15 protein-coding genes are annotated in these 19,137 nt (G+C 53.0%); 10 read left to right on the top strand and 5 right to left on the bottom strand.

The annotated features are described in order from the left end of the window. The first annotated feature begins 72 nt into the window (after window positions 1-72). From ACOCF6_RS08695 to ACOCF6_RS08670, 6 genes are all read left to right on the top strand, one after another. Window positions 73-1,797 carry a carboxyl transferase domain-containing protein gene (locus tag ACOCF6_RS08695; RefSeq protein ID WP_482459988.1) on the top strand — a complete coding sequence of 575 codons (1,725 nt, stop codon included), beginning with the start codon at window positions 73-75 and terminating at the stop codon, window positions 1,795-1,797. Window positions 1,798-1,830: 33 nt separating this feature from the next. After that, window positions 1,831-4,728 carry an ATP-binding protein gene (locus tag ACOCF6_RS08690; protein WP_482459987.1) on the top strand — a complete coding sequence of 966 codons (2,898 nt, stop codon included), beginning with the start codon at window positions 1,831-1,833 and terminating at the stop codon, window positions 4,726-4,728. A 221-nt stretch (window positions 4,729-4,949) separates the two neighbouring features. Continuing rightward, the gene (locus tag ACOCF6_RS08685; protein ID WP_482459986.1) at window positions 4,950-6,602 is read left to right on the top strand and encodes an acyl-CoA mutase large subunit family protein; all 1,653 of its coding nucleotides are present in this window, start codon (window positions 4,950-4,952) and stop codon (window positions 6,600-6,602) included. A 68-nt stretch (window positions 6,603-6,670) separates the two neighbouring features. Further along, a complete protein-coding gene (gene mce / locus ACOCF6_RS08680; protein ID WP_482459985.1) occupies window positions 6,671-7,081 on the top strand; it encodes a methylmalonyl-CoA epimerase in 411 nt (136 codons plus the stop codon). A 541-nt stretch (window positions 7,082-7,622) separates the two neighbouring features. Beyond that, window positions 7,623-9,041 carry a histidine kinase gene (locus tag ACOCF6_RS08675; RefSeq protein ID WP_482459984.1) on the top strand — a complete coding sequence of 473 codons (1,419 nt, stop codon included), beginning with the start codon at window positions 7,623-7,625 and terminating at the stop codon, window positions 9,039-9,041. A gap of 149 nt (window positions 9,042-9,190) precedes the next feature. Continuing rightward, window positions 9,191-9,361, top strand: coding sequence for a type II toxin-antitoxin system CcdA family antitoxin (locus ACOCF6_RS08670; protein WP_482459983.1), 171 nt, complete (start codon window positions 9,191-9,193; stop codon window positions 9,359-9,361). 166 nt (window positions 9,362-9,527) lie between these two features. On the opposite strand, the gene ACOCF6_RS08665 is transcribed toward ACOCF6_RS08670, so the two are convergent. Both ACOCF6_RS08665 and ACOCF6_RS08660 read right to left on the bottom strand, forming a co-directional pair. Next, window positions 9,528-10,805 carry a hypothetical protein gene (locus ACOCF6_RS08665; RefSeq protein WP_482459982.1) on the bottom strand — a complete coding sequence of 426 codons (1,278 nt, stop codon included), beginning with the start codon at window positions 10,803-10,805 and terminating at the stop codon, window positions 9,528-9,530. A gap of 119 nt (window positions 10,806-10,924) precedes the next feature. Continuing rightward, a complete protein-coding gene (locus ACOCF6_RS08660; RefSeq protein ID WP_482459981.1) occupies window positions 10,925-11,893 on the bottom strand; it encodes a hypothetical protein in 969 nt (322 codons plus the stop codon). Between the two features lie 466 nt (window positions 11,894-12,359). On the opposite strand from ACOCF6_RS08660, the gene ACOCF6_RS08655 reads away from it, so the two are divergent. Genes ACOCF6_RS08655 through ACOCF6_RS08645 form a run of 3 tightly spaced genes read left to right on the top strand, consistent with a single transcriptional unit; the run spans window position 12,360 to window position 16,473 of the window. After that, complete coding sequence (locus ACOCF6_RS08655; RefSeq protein WP_482459980.1) at window positions 12,360-13,868, top strand: VCBS repeat-containing protein; 1,509 nt, start codon at window positions 12,360-12,362, stop codon at window positions 13,866-13,868. Next, the gene (locus ACOCF6_RS08650) at window positions 13,865-15,178 is read left to right on the top strand and encodes an ATP phosphoribosyltransferase regulatory subunit (protein ID WP_482459979.1); all 1,314 of its coding nucleotides are present in this window, start codon (window positions 13,865-13,867) and stop codon (window positions 15,176-15,178) included. Before ACOCF6_RS08655 ends, ACOCF6_RS08650 begins: the two co-directional genes overlap by 4 nt. Before the next feature lie 2 nt (window positions 15,179-15,180). Next, window positions 15,181-16,473: an adenylosuccinate synthase gene (locus ACOCF6_RS08645; RefSeq protein ID WP_482459978.1), complete on the top strand. Its 1,293-nt coding sequence runs from the start codon at window positions 15,181-15,183 to the stop codon at window positions 16,471-16,473. Between the two features lie 84 nt (window positions 16,474-16,557). On the opposite strand, the gene argC is transcribed toward ACOCF6_RS08645, so the two are convergent. The 3 genes from argC to rplM all read right to left on the bottom strand — a co-directional run bounded on the left by argC (window position 16,558) and on the right by rplM (window position 18,646). Continuing rightward, complete coding sequence (gene argC, locus ACOCF6_RS08640) at window positions 16,558-17,598, bottom strand: N-acetyl-gamma-glutamyl-phosphate reductase (RefSeq protein ID WP_482459977.1); 1,041 nt, start codon at window positions 17,596-17,598, stop codon at window positions 16,558-16,560. Between the two features lie 205 nt (window positions 17,599-17,803). Continuing rightward, window positions 17,804-18,196 (bottom strand): 30S ribosomal protein S9, encoded by a 393-nt coding sequence (gene rpsI, locus ACOCF6_RS08635; protein ID WP_482459976.1) that lies wholly within the window; start codon window positions 18,194-18,196, stop codon window positions 17,804-17,806. Between the two features lie 21 nt (window positions 18,197-18,217). Beyond that, window positions 18,218-18,646 (bottom strand): 50S ribosomal protein L13, encoded by a 429-nt coding sequence (gene rplM, locus ACOCF6_RS08630; RefSeq protein ID WP_482459975.1) that lies wholly within the window; start codon window positions 18,644-18,646, stop codon window positions 18,218-18,220. A 202-nt stretch (window positions 18,647-18,848) separates the two neighbouring features. Between rplM and gatC the strand changes: the two genes are divergently transcribed. Then, window positions 18,849-19,136, top strand: a complete 288-nt coding sequence (gene gatC, locus ACOCF6_RS08625; RefSeq protein ID WP_482459974.1) for an Asp-tRNA(Asn)/Glu-tRNA(Gln) amidotransferase subunit GatC — start codon at window positions 18,849-18,851, stop codon at window positions 19,134-19,136. The last annotated feature ends 1 nt before the right edge of the window (window position 19,137 follow it).

The following is a 19,137-nucleotide window of genomic DNA, read 5'->3' as shown; positions in this document are numbered from 1 at the left end:
TTCCCGTACATCTGTATATAATTTAGATAGAGTCAGTTGAGCTCCATATCAAGTAGCGGAAGGATGGTTGAGATGTCAAAAAAAGCGATAAAAGCTTCACTTAAAAACCCGTTTGCACCTCCGGTAACTGTTGAATTTACTATTCCCGGCGAGATCCCCGGCAAGAAGGGGGGCTACGAGGAGGCGATGAAGGAAGGTTATGACCTGATCCAACGCCCCGTCAAATCGGTCAGCATCGCCCAGATTGAAAAGCAGCACTTCAAAAAACGCATGACCGTCTGGGAGCGGATCCGCGTGCTGACGGAAAACGAACCCAATATCCTGTTCCAGAACTGGGGCAAGAATCTGGACGGCGCTTCTCTGGTGACCGGCATCCTCAATATCAACGGCCGCGATGTGGCACTCTACGGCCATGACTTTACGGTGCGGGCCGGTTCGATCGATGCAACCAACGGCCGCAAACTGGCCTTGCTGTTCCAGATGGCCGGCGAGAAGGGTATCCCTCTGATCGGGATGAATGACTCGGCCGGTGCCTATGTGCCTGCCGGGGTGGGCGGTCTGGACGGCTATGCCGAGGCCTTTACCGCGTTGCGCAAGATCAGCGGTGTGGTCCCCTCCATCATGTGCATGTTCGGCTTCAATGCCGGCGGCGGTAGTTATCTCCCCCGCCAGGGCAGCTTCCTGATCCAGCCTCAGGACACCTTTTTCGGTCTGACCGGGCCGGGGGTTGTCAAGTCGGTTCTTGGCGAGGATGTGACGCCAGAAGATCTGGGTGGCCCCAAGGTCCATGGGCAGTCCGGGGTTGCCGATATGACGGTCGAAGATGAGGTGGATGCACTTCGGACCGCCTTGCAGCTGCTTTCCTATCTCCCGGACAATAACAGTGTCATGGCCCGCTACCGCGAGACCAGTGATCCCCTGGACCGTAAAACCTGGGAGATCAACACGCTGTTGAAGAAGGCCTTCAACTCTCCGACCGGCTTTAACACCCCCTTTGATGTTTCGATCATGATCCAGCAGATCTGCGATCATGGTGATTATTTTGAGCTGCAGCGTGATCGTGCCCGTGAGGCTGTTACCGCCCTTGGTCGCCTGGGTGGCAACGTGGTCGGTTTTGTGGCCAACAACAGTGCGGTTGCTTCCGGTCAGATTACGGTGGATTCTGCCTACAAGATTGCCCGCTTCAACCGCTTCTGCAATATCTACAATATCCCGATGATCTTTATGGAAGACACCACCGGCTTCCTGCCGGGTCGTGAGCAGGAAGGTCGCGGCATCGTTCAGGCCGGTCGCGCCATGCTGGATTCGATTGTTGACATCAGGACACCCCGCATTCTGTTGATCATCCGCAACGCCTACGGCGGGGCGTATGCCTCGTACAATAACTACCCTACCGGTGCTGATCTGGTGCTGGCACTTCCCACGACGCGTCTTGCGGTTATGGGGCCGGCCGGCAAGGAATTTGTCTACAAGGACGAAGTGCGCAAGATGCGCGCTGCTGTTAGCGAGCGTGTAAAGCATGGTGTCCAGGAACGTGTTGCTGCAGGTATGTCGGCAGGCGAGGCCAAAATAGATGCCGAACGGGATGCCGCTGACTGGCTGAAGATTGAGGATGCCGCCTTGAACATGCGCTATGAAAAAGAACTGATGAACCCGAAAGAGGGTCTGGCCCTGGGCTCCATCTCCTCACTTGTCATGCCCACCGACCTGCGCAAGGTGCTGGGAGAGAACATGAACTTCTTCCTGCGTCATTACAAGCCGGGTCCGATGCAGGCAGTTCAGCGCGAGTTCCATTAATTTCATTCATTCCAGATTGGAGATAAAGAGACCATGCCACAGACCGATTACTACAAGTATAACCCCCTGGTTCACCGGGCCCGCAAATTGAGCAAGTCGACCTCCGAATGGGTGCGCTCCTTTTCCTGTGAGGATCTCAAGCCGCTGATCGTCTGCCGCGGGCCGATCCGTAAAGAGGCCATGGATGTGTATGAAGAGATGGGGATTACCCACTACGGTATCCTACTATCCGAGAAGGACTCGATCATCTATCCGAATGCGCTGGCTCCCGAGTTACGTCAGCTGACCGATTCGAAACGCGTCCACCGGGTACCCGATTACAGCGGCGCCAGCAAGGAAGAGCGGGTTGAGCGCATCAACCAGATCATCCAGATGGCCCTGGATAACGGCTATGACTCCATCTTCGCCGGTTACGGCTTCATGGCTGAGGACGAAGAGTTCGTGGCTGCCATTGAAAAGGCCGGCCTCAAGTTTATCGGTCCCTGTGCCGCCACCCAGGCCAAAGCCGGCAAAAAGGACGAGGCCAAGCGTACCGCCCTGCAGGTGAATGTCAGCGTTACCCCGGGCGTCAACAATGTCACCGCTCTGACCCTGCTCAAAAAATATCCTACCCGCGACAAGCTGCTCAAGCTGGTCGAGGCAGAAGGTCTGGCCTGCGACAAGAAGGTTCTGGCAGACAAGAAGATTTCCGACGCGACCCTGGCCGACCATATCCTGATGGCCTCCTACGCCAAGGGTATCGACCTGTTTTCCATTGAGGAACTTTCTGCCCAGGTGCAGGCTGAAGTGACAGAATTATTCAAGAAGTATCCCCAGAGTCGCTTCCGCATCAAGGCGATCGGCGGCGGAGGCGGCAAGGGTCAGCGTATCCTGGGTGCCTCTTTGCTGGCGCTGAAAAAGGCCGATGACAAGGCGATTGCCAAGGCGGCCGCTGAGGCCCCGACCCTGGTGAGGGAAGTGTTGAACGAGGTCAAGGCCAACGGTGTCGGCGATAATAAGAACGTTCTGATCGAACTGAACATTGAGCAGACCCGTCATAACGAGATCCAGTTGCTGGGCAACGGCGAATGGTGCATCTCCCTGGGCGGCCGCGACTGTTCCCTGCAGATGCACGAACAGAAACTCCTGGAGGTTTCTGTTACCCAGGAAGGATTGATGGCTGCCATTGAGAAGGCCAAGGCTGCCGGCCGCAAGGCGGAAGTCAAGGCCCTGGAAAGCGATCTGAAGGTCCTCGCCCGGATGGAAGAGGAGTCGGCCCGTTTTGGCCAGGCCGTAGGGCTTGATTCCGCCTCCACCTTCGAGTGCATCGTCGACCGTGACCGCCACTTTTTCATGGAGGTCAACACCCGTATCCAGGTTGAACACCGTGTCACCGAGCTTTGCTACAGCCTCAAGTTCACCAATCCCAAGGACAAGAAGGATTTCTTTGTTGTCGAATCCCTGGTAGAGGCCATGGCCCTGTTGGCGCGTCACAAGGAGCGCCTGCCCAAGCCGGAGCGTGTTGTCCGCTTCAACGCCTCGGTCGAGGCCCGTCTGAACGCCACCGATGCTTCACTGTCGCCCCACGCCGGCGGTATGATCCGTTACTGGTCGAAACCGATCAAAGGCGAAGTCCGTGATGATCAGGGCATCAGCATGACCAATCCTGATACCGGAATCTTTATGAAATATAAAGTTGCCGGTGCCTACGATTCCAATATCGCCCTGCTGCTTACCAAGGGGGATGATCGTCTGGCCAGCTATGAACGACTCTCCAACGTATTGTGCAGCACAACCCTGCGCGGCAGCGCCCTGGCAACAAACCTTGAATTCCATTACGGTCTGGTCAACTGGTTCCTGGGCAGGAATGTCATGGCCAAGCCGACCACCCGCTTTGTCGTCCCCTATCTGGCACTGGTCGGTACCCTCAAGGAGGAGGCCAACAAGCTGGATGTGGTCTATGCCTTCTTCCAGATGAAGAAGCATTATGCCAAGCTGATCTCCGAACAGTACGCCGATCAGCCGGACGTCTGTGCTAAAGAACTGAAAAACATGTCGGCCCTGCTTGACCGCAAGGGCACTCTGATCACGCGCCCCATGGAACGTCTCCTGGAAGATCCGCACCTGCTGTCAGGGTGGTTGAGCATCAATACGAAGAACTTCCGCATCGACAAGGGCAAGGTCATCTGGCTCAGGAACCCGCTGGGCGTGCTCAATGAAACCTACGAATACCTGCACATGAATTACCGCCCTCATAAACCGGCGGCAGAGATCATCTGGGATCATGACAATGAACTGCTGCAGCAGTCCCTGCACTTCTATCGGACACTCCGTGAAAAGCTCGGGCTGGAGCGGGATGAATATTTCAAGCTCAACGATCTGGTGAATAAGGAAAAACCCCAGGCCGGCTTTGACGCTGAAACCTGGGAGCAGATCCGCTCCGCCCATTTCGGTTACGAGGCCGGAATCGAATTATTGGGCATGCTGTTCCTGATCGGAGATACGACCAAATTCTGGGATATGAAGGTGCTGGATGACCTGGAGGTTGTGATCCCCGACTATCTGACTGATCTTGATCTGCAGGCTCGGATGAAAAAGATCCTGGTGCCGCCCCCGGCTACCAAGGCGGACGAAATTGTCGCCGTTTGCGGCGGGATGTACTATGGCCAGGAAGCTCCGGGTCTGCCGACCTTCGTCAGCGAAGGGATGCACTTCGAGAAGGACCAGCCGCTCTACATCATTGAAGTTATGAAGATGTTCAACACCATCCGGGCACCCTTTTCCGGGACCATCGACAAGATCATCATGGAGGGGGGCGATGGCACCATTGTCCAGAAGGGGCAGCCGCTCTTCAAGATCACCCCTGATGAAAAGTTCGTGGAAGTTGACCAGAAAGAGATCGAGCGCGAAAAACGGGAGTGTACGGGCAAGTACCTCAAGGCCGTTCTGTAACGCGTTATTTTAGACGGAGACAAATTAAGGCCAGGGTGGGGAGTACATCTTCTCCCCTGGTTTTTCTTATTGAATCGTAAATGACAATCTGAATAACACAGAGCAACAGAGAACATCAGAGCAAAAAATCAGAAAAAAATCGATCTTGATTTTCTCCGTTGTTCAGTTGCTCTGTGTTTCAAATATTTTGGTTGAATACAGTAAGTTAAAAGGGGCCATACATGAACATCCAGGAACGTAAAGAGAAGTGGAAAGCAGTAGTTGCCAAGAACATCGCCCGGTCACCGGAACGGATGGAGAAGTTCCTTACCAGTTCCAACATAGAGCTGGAGCGCTGTTTCACACCCGGTTTCGACTATCCCGGTTACGAAGAGCAACTGGGTTTCCCCGGTGAATATCCCTACACCCGCGGTGTGCAGCCGACCATGTACCGCGGCCGCTTCTGGACCATGCGCCAGTATGCCGGTTTCGGCACGGCCAAGGAATCCAACGAACGCTACAAATACCTGCTCTCCGCCGGACAGACCGGGCTCTCGGTGGCCTTCGACCTGCCCACCCAGATGGGCTACGACTCGGATGCCGCCATGAGCCAGGGTGAAGTCGGCAAGGTCGGTGTCGCCATCGACTCTCTGGCTGACATGGAGATCCTCTTTGACGGCATTCCGCTGGACACGGTCTCCACCTCCATGACGATCAACTCCACCGCCGCCATCCTGCTCTGCATGTACATCGCCGTCGCCGAGAAGCAGGGCACACCGGCTGACAAGATTTCCGGCACGATACAGAACGACATCCTCAAGGAATACATGGCCCGCGGCACCTACATCTACCCGCCAAAAGAGTCCATGCGTATTATCACCGACATCTTTGCCTACTGCAAAGACAACGTACCCAAATGGAATACCATCTCCATCTCCGGCTATCACATCCGCGAAGCCGGCTCCAGCGCTGTCCAGGAAGTCGCCTTCACCCTGGCCGACGGCATTGCCTATGTGGACGCCGCCATCAAGGCCGGATTGGCGGTCGATGAATTTGCTCCGCGGCTGGCCTTCTTCTTCAACGCCCATAACAACCTGTTCGAAGAGGTGGCCAAGTTCCGCGCCGCTCGTCGTATCTGGGGCAAGATCATGAAAGAACGCTTCGGCGCCAAGGACCCCAAGTCCCAAATGCTGCGCTTCCACACCCAGACCGCCGGTTGTACCCTGACCGCCCAGCAGCCGGACAACAACATCATGCGCGTCACCATGCAGGCCCTGGCCGCCGTTCTGGGAGGCACCCAGTCGCTGCATACCAACTCCCGCGACGAGGCCCTGGCCCTGCCGACGGAAGATTCCGTCCGTATCGCCCTGCGTACCCAGCAGGTCATCGCCTACGAATCGGGTGCCGCCGATTCCATCGACCCCCTGGCCGGCTCTTTCCTGGTGGAGTCCCTGACTGACCAGATCGAGAAGGCCGCCCTGGAGTACATAAACAAGATCGACCAGCTGGGCGGAGCCGTAGAAGCAATCTCGCGCGGCTTCCAGCAGAAGGAGATCCAGGATTCGGCCTATGCCTACCAGAAGGCCATTGAGAAGAACGAACTGATCATCGTCGGCGTCAACAAGTTTACGGTGCAGGAGCCGCCGCCGACCGGACTGCTCAAAGTCAAGGAAGCGGTGGAGATCTCCCAGAAGAAGTCCCTGGGCGAGATGAAAGCCGGCCGGGATGCTGCGGCTGTACAAGCAGCGTTGGCACAGCTGGAGAAGGCAGCCAGGGGAACAGACAACCTCATGCCGCATATCCTGTCGGCAGTCAAGACCTATGCCACGCTGGGTGAGATTGCGGATGTCTTCCGCGGGGTATTCGGGAAACATACCGAGACGGTGGTGCTCTGATTTTTCACAAAAGTAACGATTCCGTAACCTGAATTCAAGACTACGTCTGTAGTATAAGGAACTTTCTGATGCTTACAAAAATCAACCATATCGGTATTGCCGTAAAATCTCTGGAGGAAAGTCTCCCTTTTTACCGCGACAACCTTCGTATGTCCTTTGACGGTATTGAAGAGGTCGCAGAACAAAAGGTGAAAGTTGCCATGCTGCAGATCGGAGAATCCAAGATAGAGCTGCTGGAGCCGACAGCAGCGGATAGCCCGGTGGCCAGGTTCATTGAAAAGAACGGCCCTGGCATACACCATGTCGCTTACGAGGTGGACGACATCGAGGCCGCCATTGCAAAGCTGATGGCAGATGGGACACGGATGATCGATGAGACACCGCGACCGGGCGCCCATGGTACGCGCATAGCCTTCATTCACCCCAAAAGCAGCAATGGTGTATTAACAGAGCTCTGCCAGTGCGGTGAGCACAAGTAGTCTGGCAGTTTCTCTTGGCCGGAACTTCTATCAAATTGAGCATTTACAGGATGTTACGGCGTTGAAAAGCATTTTTCCCTTGACAATGGTTTGATTTGTTGTTTATCTTGTGCAGCTTTTTAGAACATAGTCTGAAATAAACGAACCTCCTGAAGTAGCTAACCGATTGATACCAATAGTGTTTGTTGAAAAATGAACACTATGTAACCGGGAGCGAAAATACTGTGAAACGTTTCAGAAAATATAACAAAGAGCACTCTATCTATATTACCTTTGGGCGGCTTGTTGTTTAAGCTGCTCAGGGGTATTCGTGTTTTTAGTGCGGTAGTATCTATTTTCTGCGGCATTTTGCAGAAATGATTCGTTATCGCACTTATCCCCGGCAGGGGATTGTGGAAATACATTTAATGTCTGCCACAGATTATGTTTGAAGTTAAATCTATTATGAAAGGTGGTGAACAGTAATCAGATAAGCTTTTGTACTTTGAAACAGTTGTTCGCAGCAATATCAAGCATATTATAAAATTTGAAGGAGGCACACATGAGTTTGAAGAAATCAGTAGCAATCGCAGCAGCAGTCGGTGCAATGGCCGCCATCTCCGTACCGGCAATGGCCTTGGAGAATGAATTTCACGGTACCTACTCATTCAGCGGTATCTTCTCCAACTTCCAGGATGGCGGATCAGGTGATTACAGTCCGACACAGAAAAAAGATAGCGTTCAGATGAATAACTATTTTGAGCAGCGCGCCCGCCTGCAATACACAGCAAAGGTCAGCGACGATCTCAAACTTGTTACTCATTTTGAATTAGATACCCGTTTCGGTGGCATCAACAGCGGCAAATACACCAACTCAACTGATTCTGGCGTACTTGACGCTGATGGTATCAGTTTCGAGACCAAGCATGTTTATCTTGACTTCAATCTGGGGCAGAACTTCAACACCAAGCTCGGTATTCAGCCATACAAGGATACTCTCAAAGGACTTTTTATTGACGCTGACCTTCCTGCAATCATGACAACCACGAAACTTGGTGCATATTCCTTGGGTCTGGGTTTCTCGCGTTTTGCAGAAGATTACCAGAGCAGCTCTGTTACGACAGGCCTGACTCGTCTGGGTGACGGTGCAAAAGACCTGTTTATCATGGACAATACTTTTGCATTCACCAAGGATACGAAAGCAGCACTTTCCTACTACCTGCTTGCTGACTATACAGCAAATGCTGCTAACGGTTCGGGTGTTGAAGCCGCTCATACCAAGGATCAGGCCATACTGCTGAATACGTTTGCCCTGAGTGCCGAAACAAAGCTTGGCCCATTGTCCCTGAGTGGCTTTGGCGCAATGCAGGCCGGCCATCAGAAACGGATTGCTGCTCCTACTAATACCAGCAGGTATTTCCATGGTTATGCTGCAAACGTGACAGGCAAGATGGCGGTTGGTCCAGGTGCTGCTAAAGCAGCCTTGCTTTTCACCTCCGGTGATAACAGCACCAATAATAGCAGCTACAAAGGTTGGGTTTCTTCCGGTATCAACAGCTATAATGACGGTGGCATGATGATTCTTGTTCGTGCTACACAAAACAGCCCAAGTAATACCGACCGTTACCTGCGTAAGGTTGTTACCAATATTGCCGTGGCTTCTTTGGGATATGACGCTAATTTAACTGACAAGATCTTTGCCAATGCTAATGTCGGCTTTGGCTGGGCTCCTGCTTCCAAAGGTGCACCGGCTGATAAATCAATCTCTACAACAGCGAGCAATGGCAGTGACTTCCTGGGTGCCGAGTTCAATCTTGAGAGCGGCTACAAAGTCAACAGCAACCTGACCCTGCGCGCTCAGGCCGCCTACATGGTTCTGGGTGGCTACTACAAAGGTTCCGCACTGAACAGTGCTGTTGGTGCCAGCAAAGATCCAGAGAACCCCTACACCGCACGTCTTCTTGCTTCGTTCAAATTCTAAGCAATTTGTATGACGCAGCACCTCGAAGGGCGGGAGAAATCCCGCCCTTTTTTTCGTTCAATAATGTCGTTGTGAATGTAAATGGTTGCATCCAAAAAACTATTCATTCATTTTAGCATCGCTTATGGCCATAATGAATGAGAGTGCTCATGCAATCGAATGTCTTTGATTCAAATGCACCAAAGAAAACAGCTCACTTGAATATTAACAGCGATCTCCTGTGGCAGGAATGGTTTGATAACAGCCGGGAAGCGATGGAAGGATATGGGCAGTTTGTTGAAAATCATGGATGTTTTGGTGATTCATTGAGGTGTTTCTGATGTCGCAATTTGATTATAAGCGCACTGGAATTTCCATTTGTAGGCTATTGATGTAAAGAGTAGAGAGCTATTAATAAGGCAGGATCAAATGAAAGGGGCGGAGAGTTTAACAAACTCCCCGCCCTTTTGTTATAGGGGAAATCACCTATTGGTCATTTGGAACAATTTAGAAGAAATAAAATGCGGCCAGACGGAATACGTTTGCGGAACCTTCATTATGAGCTGTGCCCGATCTTCCATACTGTGTTTCCAGGTGCTGATACTCGGTCATGACGCGAACGGCGGCGTTCAGGTCATATGACAGGTTGCCGTAAAATTGCGAGCTGGATTTCTGGAATTCTGAAGTGAAATTGGAATAATTAATGGCACCCCTTCTGCCGTAACCGGCAGTGATTCCCAGTTCCTGCGTCGGGTAGAAGATGACCTCTGCTCCCAGGCCGTAACCTTTGGCCGGGTTGGGTGTGGCTGTCGAAGCATAGACAGTGCCTTGCGTTGCCGAGTTAAAGCTCATATTGGCAGCCTCATAAATCTGGCCCTCAAGAGACATGGTCATGGCGCGACTCTTGCCGTCGGAAGACTTCAAAATAGGAACAAATGAGTAGAATCCATAACCATAGGAGTCTACGTTTCTGGCACTTCCAGTTGATACCATCTTTGAGTTTCCATAAAGACCAAAAACTCCGAGGGTCAGGGGTTTCATGGGCAGACCAAAGTAACCGGGCGCAACACCCATGGCCTTGCTGGTGAACATGATCTGGCCGGCGCCATTGACTGTTGCTCCATAGGTTGTGGGTGCTGTCGTGGAAACCGCCCCGGTTGTCGTGTTTGCTGTGAAAGTCTGATTATTGTTTCCGTCCTGGTTGGGGTCCTGGACGCCTACTACCAGGCTAAGGGCGTTATCGGCATTAAAGTTGATCTTCTGGGTTACGCGAATCTGCGGGACGCGCGGATTGTTCGGGGCGCCCTGTGGAGAACCTGAGCGGAAGTCAACAGTGGAGGCGACATAGGGGCCAAAGATATCCCAGTTCTGTCCAAAAATCACCTGTGTGTTAGCCCAGTCCAGCGAGCCGTAGGCCAGACGCATACGAAGCTGAGGACTCTCTGCTGCGCCTGAGGCATCACCGTAGAAGTCGCCCTCAATCAGGGCGCTGGTCTTGGCTCCCATGAACTCAGGGCCACTGGCTTTGAACCACAGACGGGACTGGCGAGCGGTAAAAATGGATTGCTCCTGTGAACCTGCAGCTGTAGCTTTTCTGACTATTGCGCCAGATCCAGGCGTCAATCCGCCTGATTGACCGAAGTTTACCGAGTTGTAGGCATAGTCGAGCTTCACAAAACCGCCTATGGAGAGGTCAAACTTGCTGGTGACCGGTGCCGCAAAGGCCATTACCGGTACTGAACAGAGCAGAGCTGCACAGATAGAGCTGGATATACGTTTTTTCATTGTGTGTCTCCTTCATGTCATTGTAGTTTCTGAACGAGTTTTGCCCACATTCCAATCCAAATTACATGTAAAACCTTGCAATATGCAGCTTCAACCTCCTTTCATTTAAATGTGGTAAATCATTGCACTGCTATGATGTCAGTGGGGTATACCTGAAAACCGTCTTTTACCGTAGCAGTCGCCCCATTCGATCCAACAAATCCGGTTATCACCACGCTACCTATAACGGTTCCCGGTGCAAAGCCGAGTCCCTGGACAATCTTCCCGCCGCGCAGGACGTTCAGTTTCTGGCCCAGATTGACACCGGCGTCGTGGCCGGCATTGATGTAGATTTTGCCGGCTTCAATTGCCACGATCTTTGCATACCATGGGAGGTGCGCAATCGCTTCGCGTGAACGGTCGGCAAGTGTAGCCATCGATGCTGCAACGGCACTGTTCATGGCAACAGAATCTTTTGCATCATAGGCCGGTATGATTGAATCAACCTTGCTGATCAATCCCGCCCCCATGCCGTCATAGATTTCCACCGACAGATATTTGCCTGATCCGAGTCCATCCGGAGCGGATACAAACAGCGACACGTTTACACCCAGATCCTGCCAGGCCTTGGCGGCATAGGCAGCACGTTCATCTCTGGACAAGAGTTTATCCGCAGCCGCTTCGGGAGCAATGGATATGACGGGAGAGCCTGGCAGCACACGCAACTTTTCCTTGAATGGGATGGAAAGCTGACTGTGGCCTGTTTCCAGTACAGCAGCTCGACTTCGCATGCCGCTGGTAAATGGCTTTGCCGCTACTGCAGGTTGTGCAGCAGTGTCTGGTGTTGTCATTTGTTGGGCAGAAACTACGGCCTGACTATTAGTTACTGAATCATAGGCTTTTTTGATTACCTCGCTGCCACGTGGCGGGCCATTATCCACAGAGCTCTTCGGCACCCAGATGGTGGCGGGGGCGTCACGCGACATGGTGAAGGCCGGATTGCTTATCTCCACGTATTCCGAAGATGAACGGTTGTCATTTGCCTTGGTTCCGGCGCAGGCCGTCAGGGAAAGCACAAGTGGAAGAAGAAAATATTTATTAACTCGCAAAGGCTGCTCCTTTTAAAATTCGGATTATATAGGCTCCGGGGTTCAAATGTTTGCACAAAAATATAACGGTGTCACGCAATAGCATATAATGTGTTTTATTTCTTACCGAACTGCGAGCTCAATGTCAAACAATTTGAGATAATAAAGGCGTAAACACGATAATTTATATGAAAAACAGCGTTTGTTTGTTTCTGTTGCGCAGGAAGTGCTGCGATTCTCCATGGAATAAAGCTCTTAGGGATATACATAAAGTAGTGCAAGGTAGTAACAATAGCTGGGTGGAGCACTGACGTAGAAAGTCTGGGGAAGCGAACGGGTTGTTGTCGGGAGTATTTCGATGCCACTGATACGATGGGATATTTTGCCGGATGGCAGCGGTTAATTTGATGCCAGCACGGCTTTTATTTTGACTTTACAGGGTGCATTTGCGATAATCCGCCGGCTTATATGCAGTCTTGGAGGTATCATGAAAAAGCGGTCTGTAGCGCTCGTTGCGCTGTTCAGCATACTGGTAGCAGTTCCTGCGCTTGCCGCCCAGGTGCGTGTATTTGTTGCTGATATGAATGCAATCGGAGTACAGAACAAAGATGACATGAAGGCGACCCTGCAGACGTTGCTGTCATCACGACTTACCAGTGACAGGATTATCGCTGTCGGCAGCGCCGCCGAGGCTGATGCTGTCGTAACCGGAACCTATGTCACCATCGGCAAGGTGTTCAGCGTGGATGCACTGGCCAAGACGGCTGCCGGCAAGACGCTGACCAGGGCTTTTGTGCAGGGTGAGGGGCAGGATGAGCTGATTCCGGCGGTGGGCAAGCTGGCAGAAAAGCTGTCCGCAGAACTTGGAAAGATCTATGCTCCCGGCCAACTTCCCGTATCTGCTGCGGTGCCCGTGCAGCCAGCCCCGCCTGCTCTTGCTGCGCCGAAATCAGATTTTATCAAAAACGAGCAGCAGGTCCGTCCGGCTCCTGTCAGCGAGTTTATCAAGCCGAGCGACTATGATCGCAGCAGCAGTGGCGGCTGGCAGAGTAAGCGCCTGAACGGTGCTGCAAATCAGATGGCCATCGGCAAAAACCTACCGGATGGCAGCCGTGAGATATTTCTGTCTGAAGACCGACGTTTGACTTTTTACCGCCAGGGTGCTGACATGAAGCTGGTGGCTGAAACAGAGTTCAAAAATTCGGAGAAGATTCTTTCACTGGATACCATTGAGGGCAGCGACGGAACTGTTGACATCTATGTGACTATCGTGCGGTCGGATGAACTGGCTTCGCAGGTCTGGCAGGTCAAGGGAGACAAGCTGGTAAAGGTCGCAGAAAATCTCCCCTACTTTTTCCGTAGCTTCAGTCTGGCCGGCGGCCCGAAAAAGCTCTATGCCCAGGCAATGGGTCGTGATGCCGATTTCTACGGTGATATTGCTGAAGCCAGCCGTGTCGGCTCCAGTATCAACCTCAAGAATCCGGTTAAAATGCCTCGCTTTGGTGACCTGTACAGTTTTAATCAGTTTCGTGATCGTGAAGGTAAAACCTATTCAGTGGTTATCAATCATGATGGTTACCTGATTGTGTACGATCAGGGATTGACCGAGTTGTGGCGCAGTAACGACAAGTTTGGCGGATCGGAGCTGTTTTTTCAGAAAGAAGACGCCAATCCGAGAGTCACCGGCGATAAATTCCGCACCATCTTCATGAATCAGCGGGTACAAGTGACCGACAAGGGTGAAGTGCTGGTCGGCAAGAATGATGGTTTCTGGGTGATGGGCGATGCTCGCTTATACAAGAAGGGCGCCGTGTACAATATGGCCTGGAACGGTTCCAGTCTTGAGGAAAAATGGCGCACACGGGATACCCAGAATTATATGCCGGATTATTATTATGATGCGGCCCGCAATGAACTGCTGATTCTGCAGACGGTCCAGCGTAGCGGGTTTAATTCCCGCGGGGCATCATCCCTTGCAATCAAGAAGGTAGAATGACCAGTATATCACCTGACATATCCCTGCCGCGTGGGGTCAGCGACTTTATGCCTGAGGCTGCCGCCAAGATTGGTTATATCGAGGGGCGAATCCGCCGCGTATTCGAACTGTGGGGTTTCCGTCGTGTCATTACTCCCAAGCTGGAATATGAAGATGTCCTGGCGATCGGTATGGGAGAGGGGTTGAAGGGGAAAACCTATCGTTTCGATGATCGCCAGAGCGGACGTCTGCTGGCGTTTCCACCGGACATTACCCCGCAGATCGCCCGGATAGTTGCTACGCGCCTGACCGGCTGGCCATTGCCGCACCGTATCAGTTATAGCGGCAGGGTATTGCGCCAGACAGAAATACAGGCGGGGCGCAGCCGGGAGATTTTCCAATCCGGTGTTGAGTTGATCGGCCTGGATTCACCGGAAGCAGATGCCGAGATGGTTGCCATGGCGGTGGAAGCGCTCCAGGGATTAGATCTTGCCGATTTTAAGATCGATATGGGCCAGGTCGAGTTCTGCCGGGGGATCATGGAGGCTTCCGGCCTTCATGGGCAGCCTCTGCATGAACTGCAGTTGGCCGTTGCCCGCAAGGATTCATCGGCAGTGGCAAAAATCATCGCCGAAAATGACATGCCGGAAGGGTCGCGTGCCGAAATAGCTGCATTGCCGCGCCTGTTCGGTGGTCGCGAGGTTCTGGATGAGGCCCGGCGGGTGGTGACGAACTGCAGATCCCGTGCTGCACTTGAAAACCTGTGCCAGGTACTGGAGATCCTCGACATACACGGCGTCAGTGAACACCTGACCATCGATCTGGGAGAAACCCGCGGTTTGGATTATCATACCGGCATCACTTTTGAAGGTTTCGTAGCCGGTCTGGGCGAGCCGGTCTGCAGCGGCGGCCGTTATGACAACCTGACCGGACGTTACGGTTTCCAGGCTCCGGCCACAGGCTTCACGTTCAATATTCTCAGCCTGCTGCAGGCGTTGCAGAAACGCCCCGAGCTTGAAGCCAGCACGACGCGAGATTTTCTGCTGTTCAATGCGCGTGATGACCGTCGCGAGGTGCTGGAAGTGGCACACCTGCTTCGTTCGCAGGGTTATACCGCTGCCCGCGACATCATTCGTCGTGAATATGACCATTCGCTGGAATACGCCCGCCGCATGAATATCCGCTGCATGCTGGTTATAGATGACGAGTCCCTCAGTGGACAGTACAGGGCCGTACGTATCCGGGATGGCCGAACAATACCGATTGCAAAAGAACAGCTTCAACAATTTGGACTGATGGAATTTATAGAAGAAAGCCAGGGAGACGAATAACTATGGCAAACGTAGTAGTGGTTGGCGCCCAGTGGGGCGACGAAGGTAAAGGTAAGGTAGTCGATATTTATACGGAATTTGCCGATGACATCGTACGCTATCAGGGTGGCAACAATGCCGGCCATACTCTGGTCGTGGGCAGCGAGAAGATTGTACTGCATCTGATCCCATCAGGTATCCTGCACGAAGGCAAACGCTGCATCATCGGCAACGGCGTTGTGCTCGACCCGGAAGTTTTCATCAAGGAGATTACCAAGCTCAAGGAATCGGGCCGCATCAAGGATGATGCCAGTCTGCTGCTGTCCGAGTCGCTGCATGTGATCATGCCGTACCACAAGCGGATTGATATAGCCCGCGAGGCCAAAAGCGGCGACAAGAAAATCGGTACAACCGGCCGCGGTATCGGTCCCTGTTATGAAGATAAGATCGGTCGCCGCGGTATCCGCCTGATGGATCTGCTCAACGAAGAGGTTTTTGCTCGCAAGCTGAAAGAGTTTCTGGTTGAGAAGAACTTCCTGCTGGAAAATCTGCTTGGTGAGCCTCCCTGCAGTTTTGATGAGATACTGGCCGAGTACCGCGGGTATGCAGCGGTTCTTGCCAAATATGTAGCCGACACCTCGCTGATTCTTGACAAGGACCTCAAGGCCGGGAAAAAAGTGCTTTTTGAGGGCGCCCAGGGAACCTTGCTGGATGTTGACCATGGCACCTATCCCTACGTGACCTCCTCTTCGACCTGTGCCGGCGGTGCCTGCACGGGGTCGGGCATCAGTCCCCGCGATATTCATGAAATTGTCGGTATATCCAAGGCATATGTGACCAGGGTCGGCAGCGGGCCGTTTCCGACCGAACTGTTGGATGCAACCGGGGAGCAACTGCGTCAGACCGGCGGAGAATTCGGCGCTACCACCGGCCGCCCCCGCCGCTGCGGATGGTTCGATACCATGGTGATCCGCTATGCTGTGCGGGTCAACGGTCTGACCGGCATTGCCCTTACCAAGCTGGATGTGCTCTCCGACTTCGACACGATCAAGGTCTGTACCGGTTATACCTACCAGGGCAAAGCCTTGGAAACACTGCCTGCAGCTCTGGAAGTGTTCGAAAGCTGCCAACCGGTGTACGAGGAACTGCCCGGTTGGAGGACGGATATCACCGGCGCAAAAAGCTTCGAAGATCTTCCGGAAAATGCCCGAAAATATGTCCGCCGGCTGCAGGAACTGGCGGGATGCCCGATCATCATGGTTTCGGTTGGTCCGCGCCGTGACCAGACCATTTCCTTGAGGAATCCATTTGAGTAGATCTAAACGATAATGGTCGGAAACAAAAAGGGGTGCCTCCAGTTGAGGTACCCCTTTTTCGCATCAAATGTTCCGAGAACGTTATCAGGGAAACAGCGCCAGCCCGTCAAGCCCCATGGTTTCCGGGAATCCGCAGACAAGGTTCATGTTCTGAACAGCCTGACCCGAAGCGCCTTTAACCAGATTATCGATGGCAGAGACAAGTATGATCCGCCCGGTACGCCCATCCACAACCGGAGCGATATCACAGAAATTGGAACCCCGGACGAAGGCCGTGCTGGGAAGGCTGCCCTGGGGCAGAACACGCACGAACGGTTCCCCGTTGTAGAATTCATTGTACAGTTTGACCAGTTTTTCCGTAGTTGTTGGTGTATGGGGAACAGCATAGATTGTGGAAAGAATGCCGCGATCCATCGGAACCAGGTGCGGGGTAAAGGTGATCAGCAGTTCCTCTTTGGCCAGAAGTGACAACTCCTGCTCGATTTCCGGGGTATGCCGATGGACACCCCCGACGCCGTACGCCTTGTAGCCTTCATTAACCTCGCAGTACAGGCTGTCCACCTTTGCCGCCCGTCCCGCTCCGGTAACGCCCGAGGCCGAGTCGGCAATGATTCCTTGCAGGCTGATGGCTTTGGATTTCAAGAGCGGGGCCAGGGCTAAAATGATGCTGGTCGGGTAGCAGCCCGGGTTCGCAACCAGTTTGGCGCCCCTGATCTTTGCGCGCCTGATCTCCGGCAGCCCGTACACCGCTTTTTTCAGGTTGGCGGGGTTGAGATGCGGCTCATACCATTCAGCGTAGACCTGAGGGGCGCTCAGGCGGTAATCGGCGGAAAGGTCAATGACGTGCTTGCCCAGTTTCAGGAATGTCGGAACAACTTCCATGGCCGCCTTGTGGGGCAGGGCGGTGAAGATGATGTCGGCCTTTTCGGCCACCCGAACCGGTTCCAGATTTTCCAGTATAAGATCACAGCGTCCCCGCAGGGTTGGGAAGACATCCGAAATTTTACGGCCGGCACTCTGCTCAGAGGTCAGGCAGGTTACCGCCACCTCGGGGTGGCAGTGCAGGATACGGATCAGTTCCAGGCCGGTGTAACCGCTGGCTCCAACAATTGCTACGTTCAGCATCTCTTTCCTCCAATACCTTCGATCGTTACTGTACACACTCTAGTGTAGACAATCATGACTGTCAATAAGATCAGGGTGACTGATTCGGCGATAATAGGGTGCGGCGTGGTGAAGAAGGTTACGTCGCATTTGTAATGATACGAAAAAAAGGGGAAACCCTTGCGGATTTCCCCTTGTATCGAATCTGATAGATGTTCCCAGCGGTTTAACGCTTGGAGAACTGGAAGCGGGCGCGCGCTGCCTTGCGGCCGTATTTCTTACGCTCTTTAACGCGGGAATCGCGGGTGATGAAGCCGGCTTTTTTAAGGTTGCCGCGCAACTCGGGGTCGCTTGCCAGCAGGGCCTTGGTGATGCCGTGGCGGATTGCGCCGGCCTGGCCGGTGTCGCCGCCGCCTTTGACGGTTACGAAGATATCGAACTTGCCGATATTCTCGGTCAGCTCCAGCGATTGCTGGGCAACCATCTTGGATGTTTCACGTCCAAAGTATTCATCAAGGGTCTTGTTGTTGACGGTGATTGCGCCGGCACCCGGTTTAAGCCAAACCCTGGCGATTGATGTCTTGCGCTTGCCTGTTCCGTAAAAACTTACTGCTGCCATATCGTGCCTCTCCTCAGAGAATTAAAATGTCAGATTCTTGGGCTGTTGAGCGTCGTGTGGGTGGCTGGCACCCGCGTAAATTTTAAGTTTTTTGAGCATGTGACGGGAAAGCTTGTTTTTGGGGAGCATTCCTTTGACAGCCCTTTTGATGAGCTCGCTCGGCTTTGTCTCAAGCATTTTGCCGGCAGTGGTCTCTTTCAGGCCGCCTGTATAGCCGGAGTGGTTGTAGTAGATCTTGTCGGCCAGTTTGCGGCCGGTCAGGGCGATCTTCTCGGCGTTTACCACGATGACGAAGTCACCAGTGTCAACGCTGGGGGTGTAGATGGCCTTGTTCTTGCCACGCAGAACACCGGCAATCTGGGTTGCAAGCCTGCCAAGTACCGCTTCCTGAGCGTCAACCAGGTACCAGTCCCGCTTCACGTTTTCGAGTTTTGCAACTTGTGTTTTCATAGCTTCCTCACATACTGCACAATCTGTACATGTACTTGGATGATGGTTTTTTTTCGAAGAGGTGTAAATTACTTAAAGATTGGAGACATGTCAAGCAAAAAAACAGTTCCCGCTTTCGACCCGGTGAACGAGGGTTGTCAAACGGGCTGATTCATGCTACAAACCAGCTGCAGTAGTACCTAATTTTGCGGAGTTTGCCGACATGAATATTAGCGTTGCAGAAGTGGAGCATGTTGCCCGTTTGGCCCGCCTGGAGTTGAGTGACGAGGAAAAAAGCCTCTTTGCCGTCCAGATGGGGGCCATACTCGGGTATGTCGATACGCTCAAGGAGCTGGATACAGAGGGGATTCTGCCGACATCCCACGCTGTTCCGATGGAGAACTCCTTTCGCGAGGATGTCGCCTGCCCGGCCATCGGAATTGAGTCGGCCCTGGCCAATGCCCCGGATCGAGTGGAAAGTTTTTTCCGAGTTCCCAAAGTCATAGAATAAA

It is taken from the genome of Geobacter psychrophilus (assembly GCF_056821595.1).
Note: the sequence above shows the minus strand (reverse complement) of the source record. Positions and strands in the feature narration are given on the sequence as shown.

Excerpts from the sequence above, each read along its gene's own strand:
- ACOCF6_RS08695 (WP_482459988.1), top strand. The coding sequence starts at position 73 with ATGTCAAAAAAAGCGATAAAAGCTTCACTTAAAAACCCGTTTGCACCT.
- ACOCF6_RS08690 (WP_482459987.1), top strand. The coding sequence starts at position 1,831 with ATGCCACAGACCGATTACTACAAGTATAACCCCCTGGTTCACCGGGCC.
- ACOCF6_RS08685 (WP_482459986.1), top strand. The coding sequence starts at position 4,950 with ATGAACATCCAGGAACGTAAAGAGAAGTGGAAAGCAGTAGTTGCCAAG.
- mce (WP_482459985.1), top strand. The coding sequence starts at position 6,671 with ATGCTTACAAAAATCAACCATATCGGTATTGCCGTAAAATCTCTGGAG.
- ACOCF6_RS08675 (WP_482459984.1), top strand. The coding sequence starts at position 7,623 with ATGAGTTTGAAGAAATCAGTAGCAATCGCAGCAGCAGTCGGTGCAATG.
- ACOCF6_RS08670 (WP_482459983.1), top strand. The coding sequence starts at position 9,191 with ATGCAATCGAATGTCTTTGATTCAAATGCACCAAAGAAAACAGCTCAC.
- ACOCF6_RS08665 (WP_482459982.1), bottom strand. The coding sequence starts at position 10,805 with ATGAAAAAACGTATATCCAGCTCTATCTGTGCAGCTCTGCTCTGTTCA.
- ACOCF6_RS08655 (WP_482459980.1), top strand. The coding sequence starts at position 12,360 with ATGAAAAAGCGGTCTGTAGCGCTCGTTGCGCTGTTCAGCATACTGGTA.
- ACOCF6_RS08650 (WP_482459979.1), top strand. The coding sequence starts at position 13,865 with ATGACCAGTATATCACCTGACATATCCCTGCCGCGTGGGGTCAGCGAC.
- ACOCF6_RS08645 (WP_482459978.1), top strand. The coding sequence starts at position 15,181 with ATGGCAAACGTAGTAGTGGTTGGCGCCCAGTGGGGCGACGAAGGTAAA.
- argC (WP_482459977.1), bottom strand. The coding sequence starts at position 17,598 with ATGCTGAACGTAGCAATTGTTGGAGCCAGCGGTTACACCGGCCTGGAA.
- rpsI (WP_482459976.1), bottom strand. The coding sequence starts at position 18,196 with ATGGCAGCAGTAAGTTTTTACGGAACAGGCAAGCGCAAGACATCAATC.
- rplM (WP_482459975.1), bottom strand. The coding sequence starts at position 18,646 with ATGAAAACACAAGTTGCAAAACTCGAAAACGTGAAGCGGGACTGGTAC.
- gatC (WP_482459974.1), top strand. The coding sequence starts at position 18,849 with ATGAATATTAGCGTTGCAGAAGTGGAGCATGTTGCCCGTTTGGCCCGC.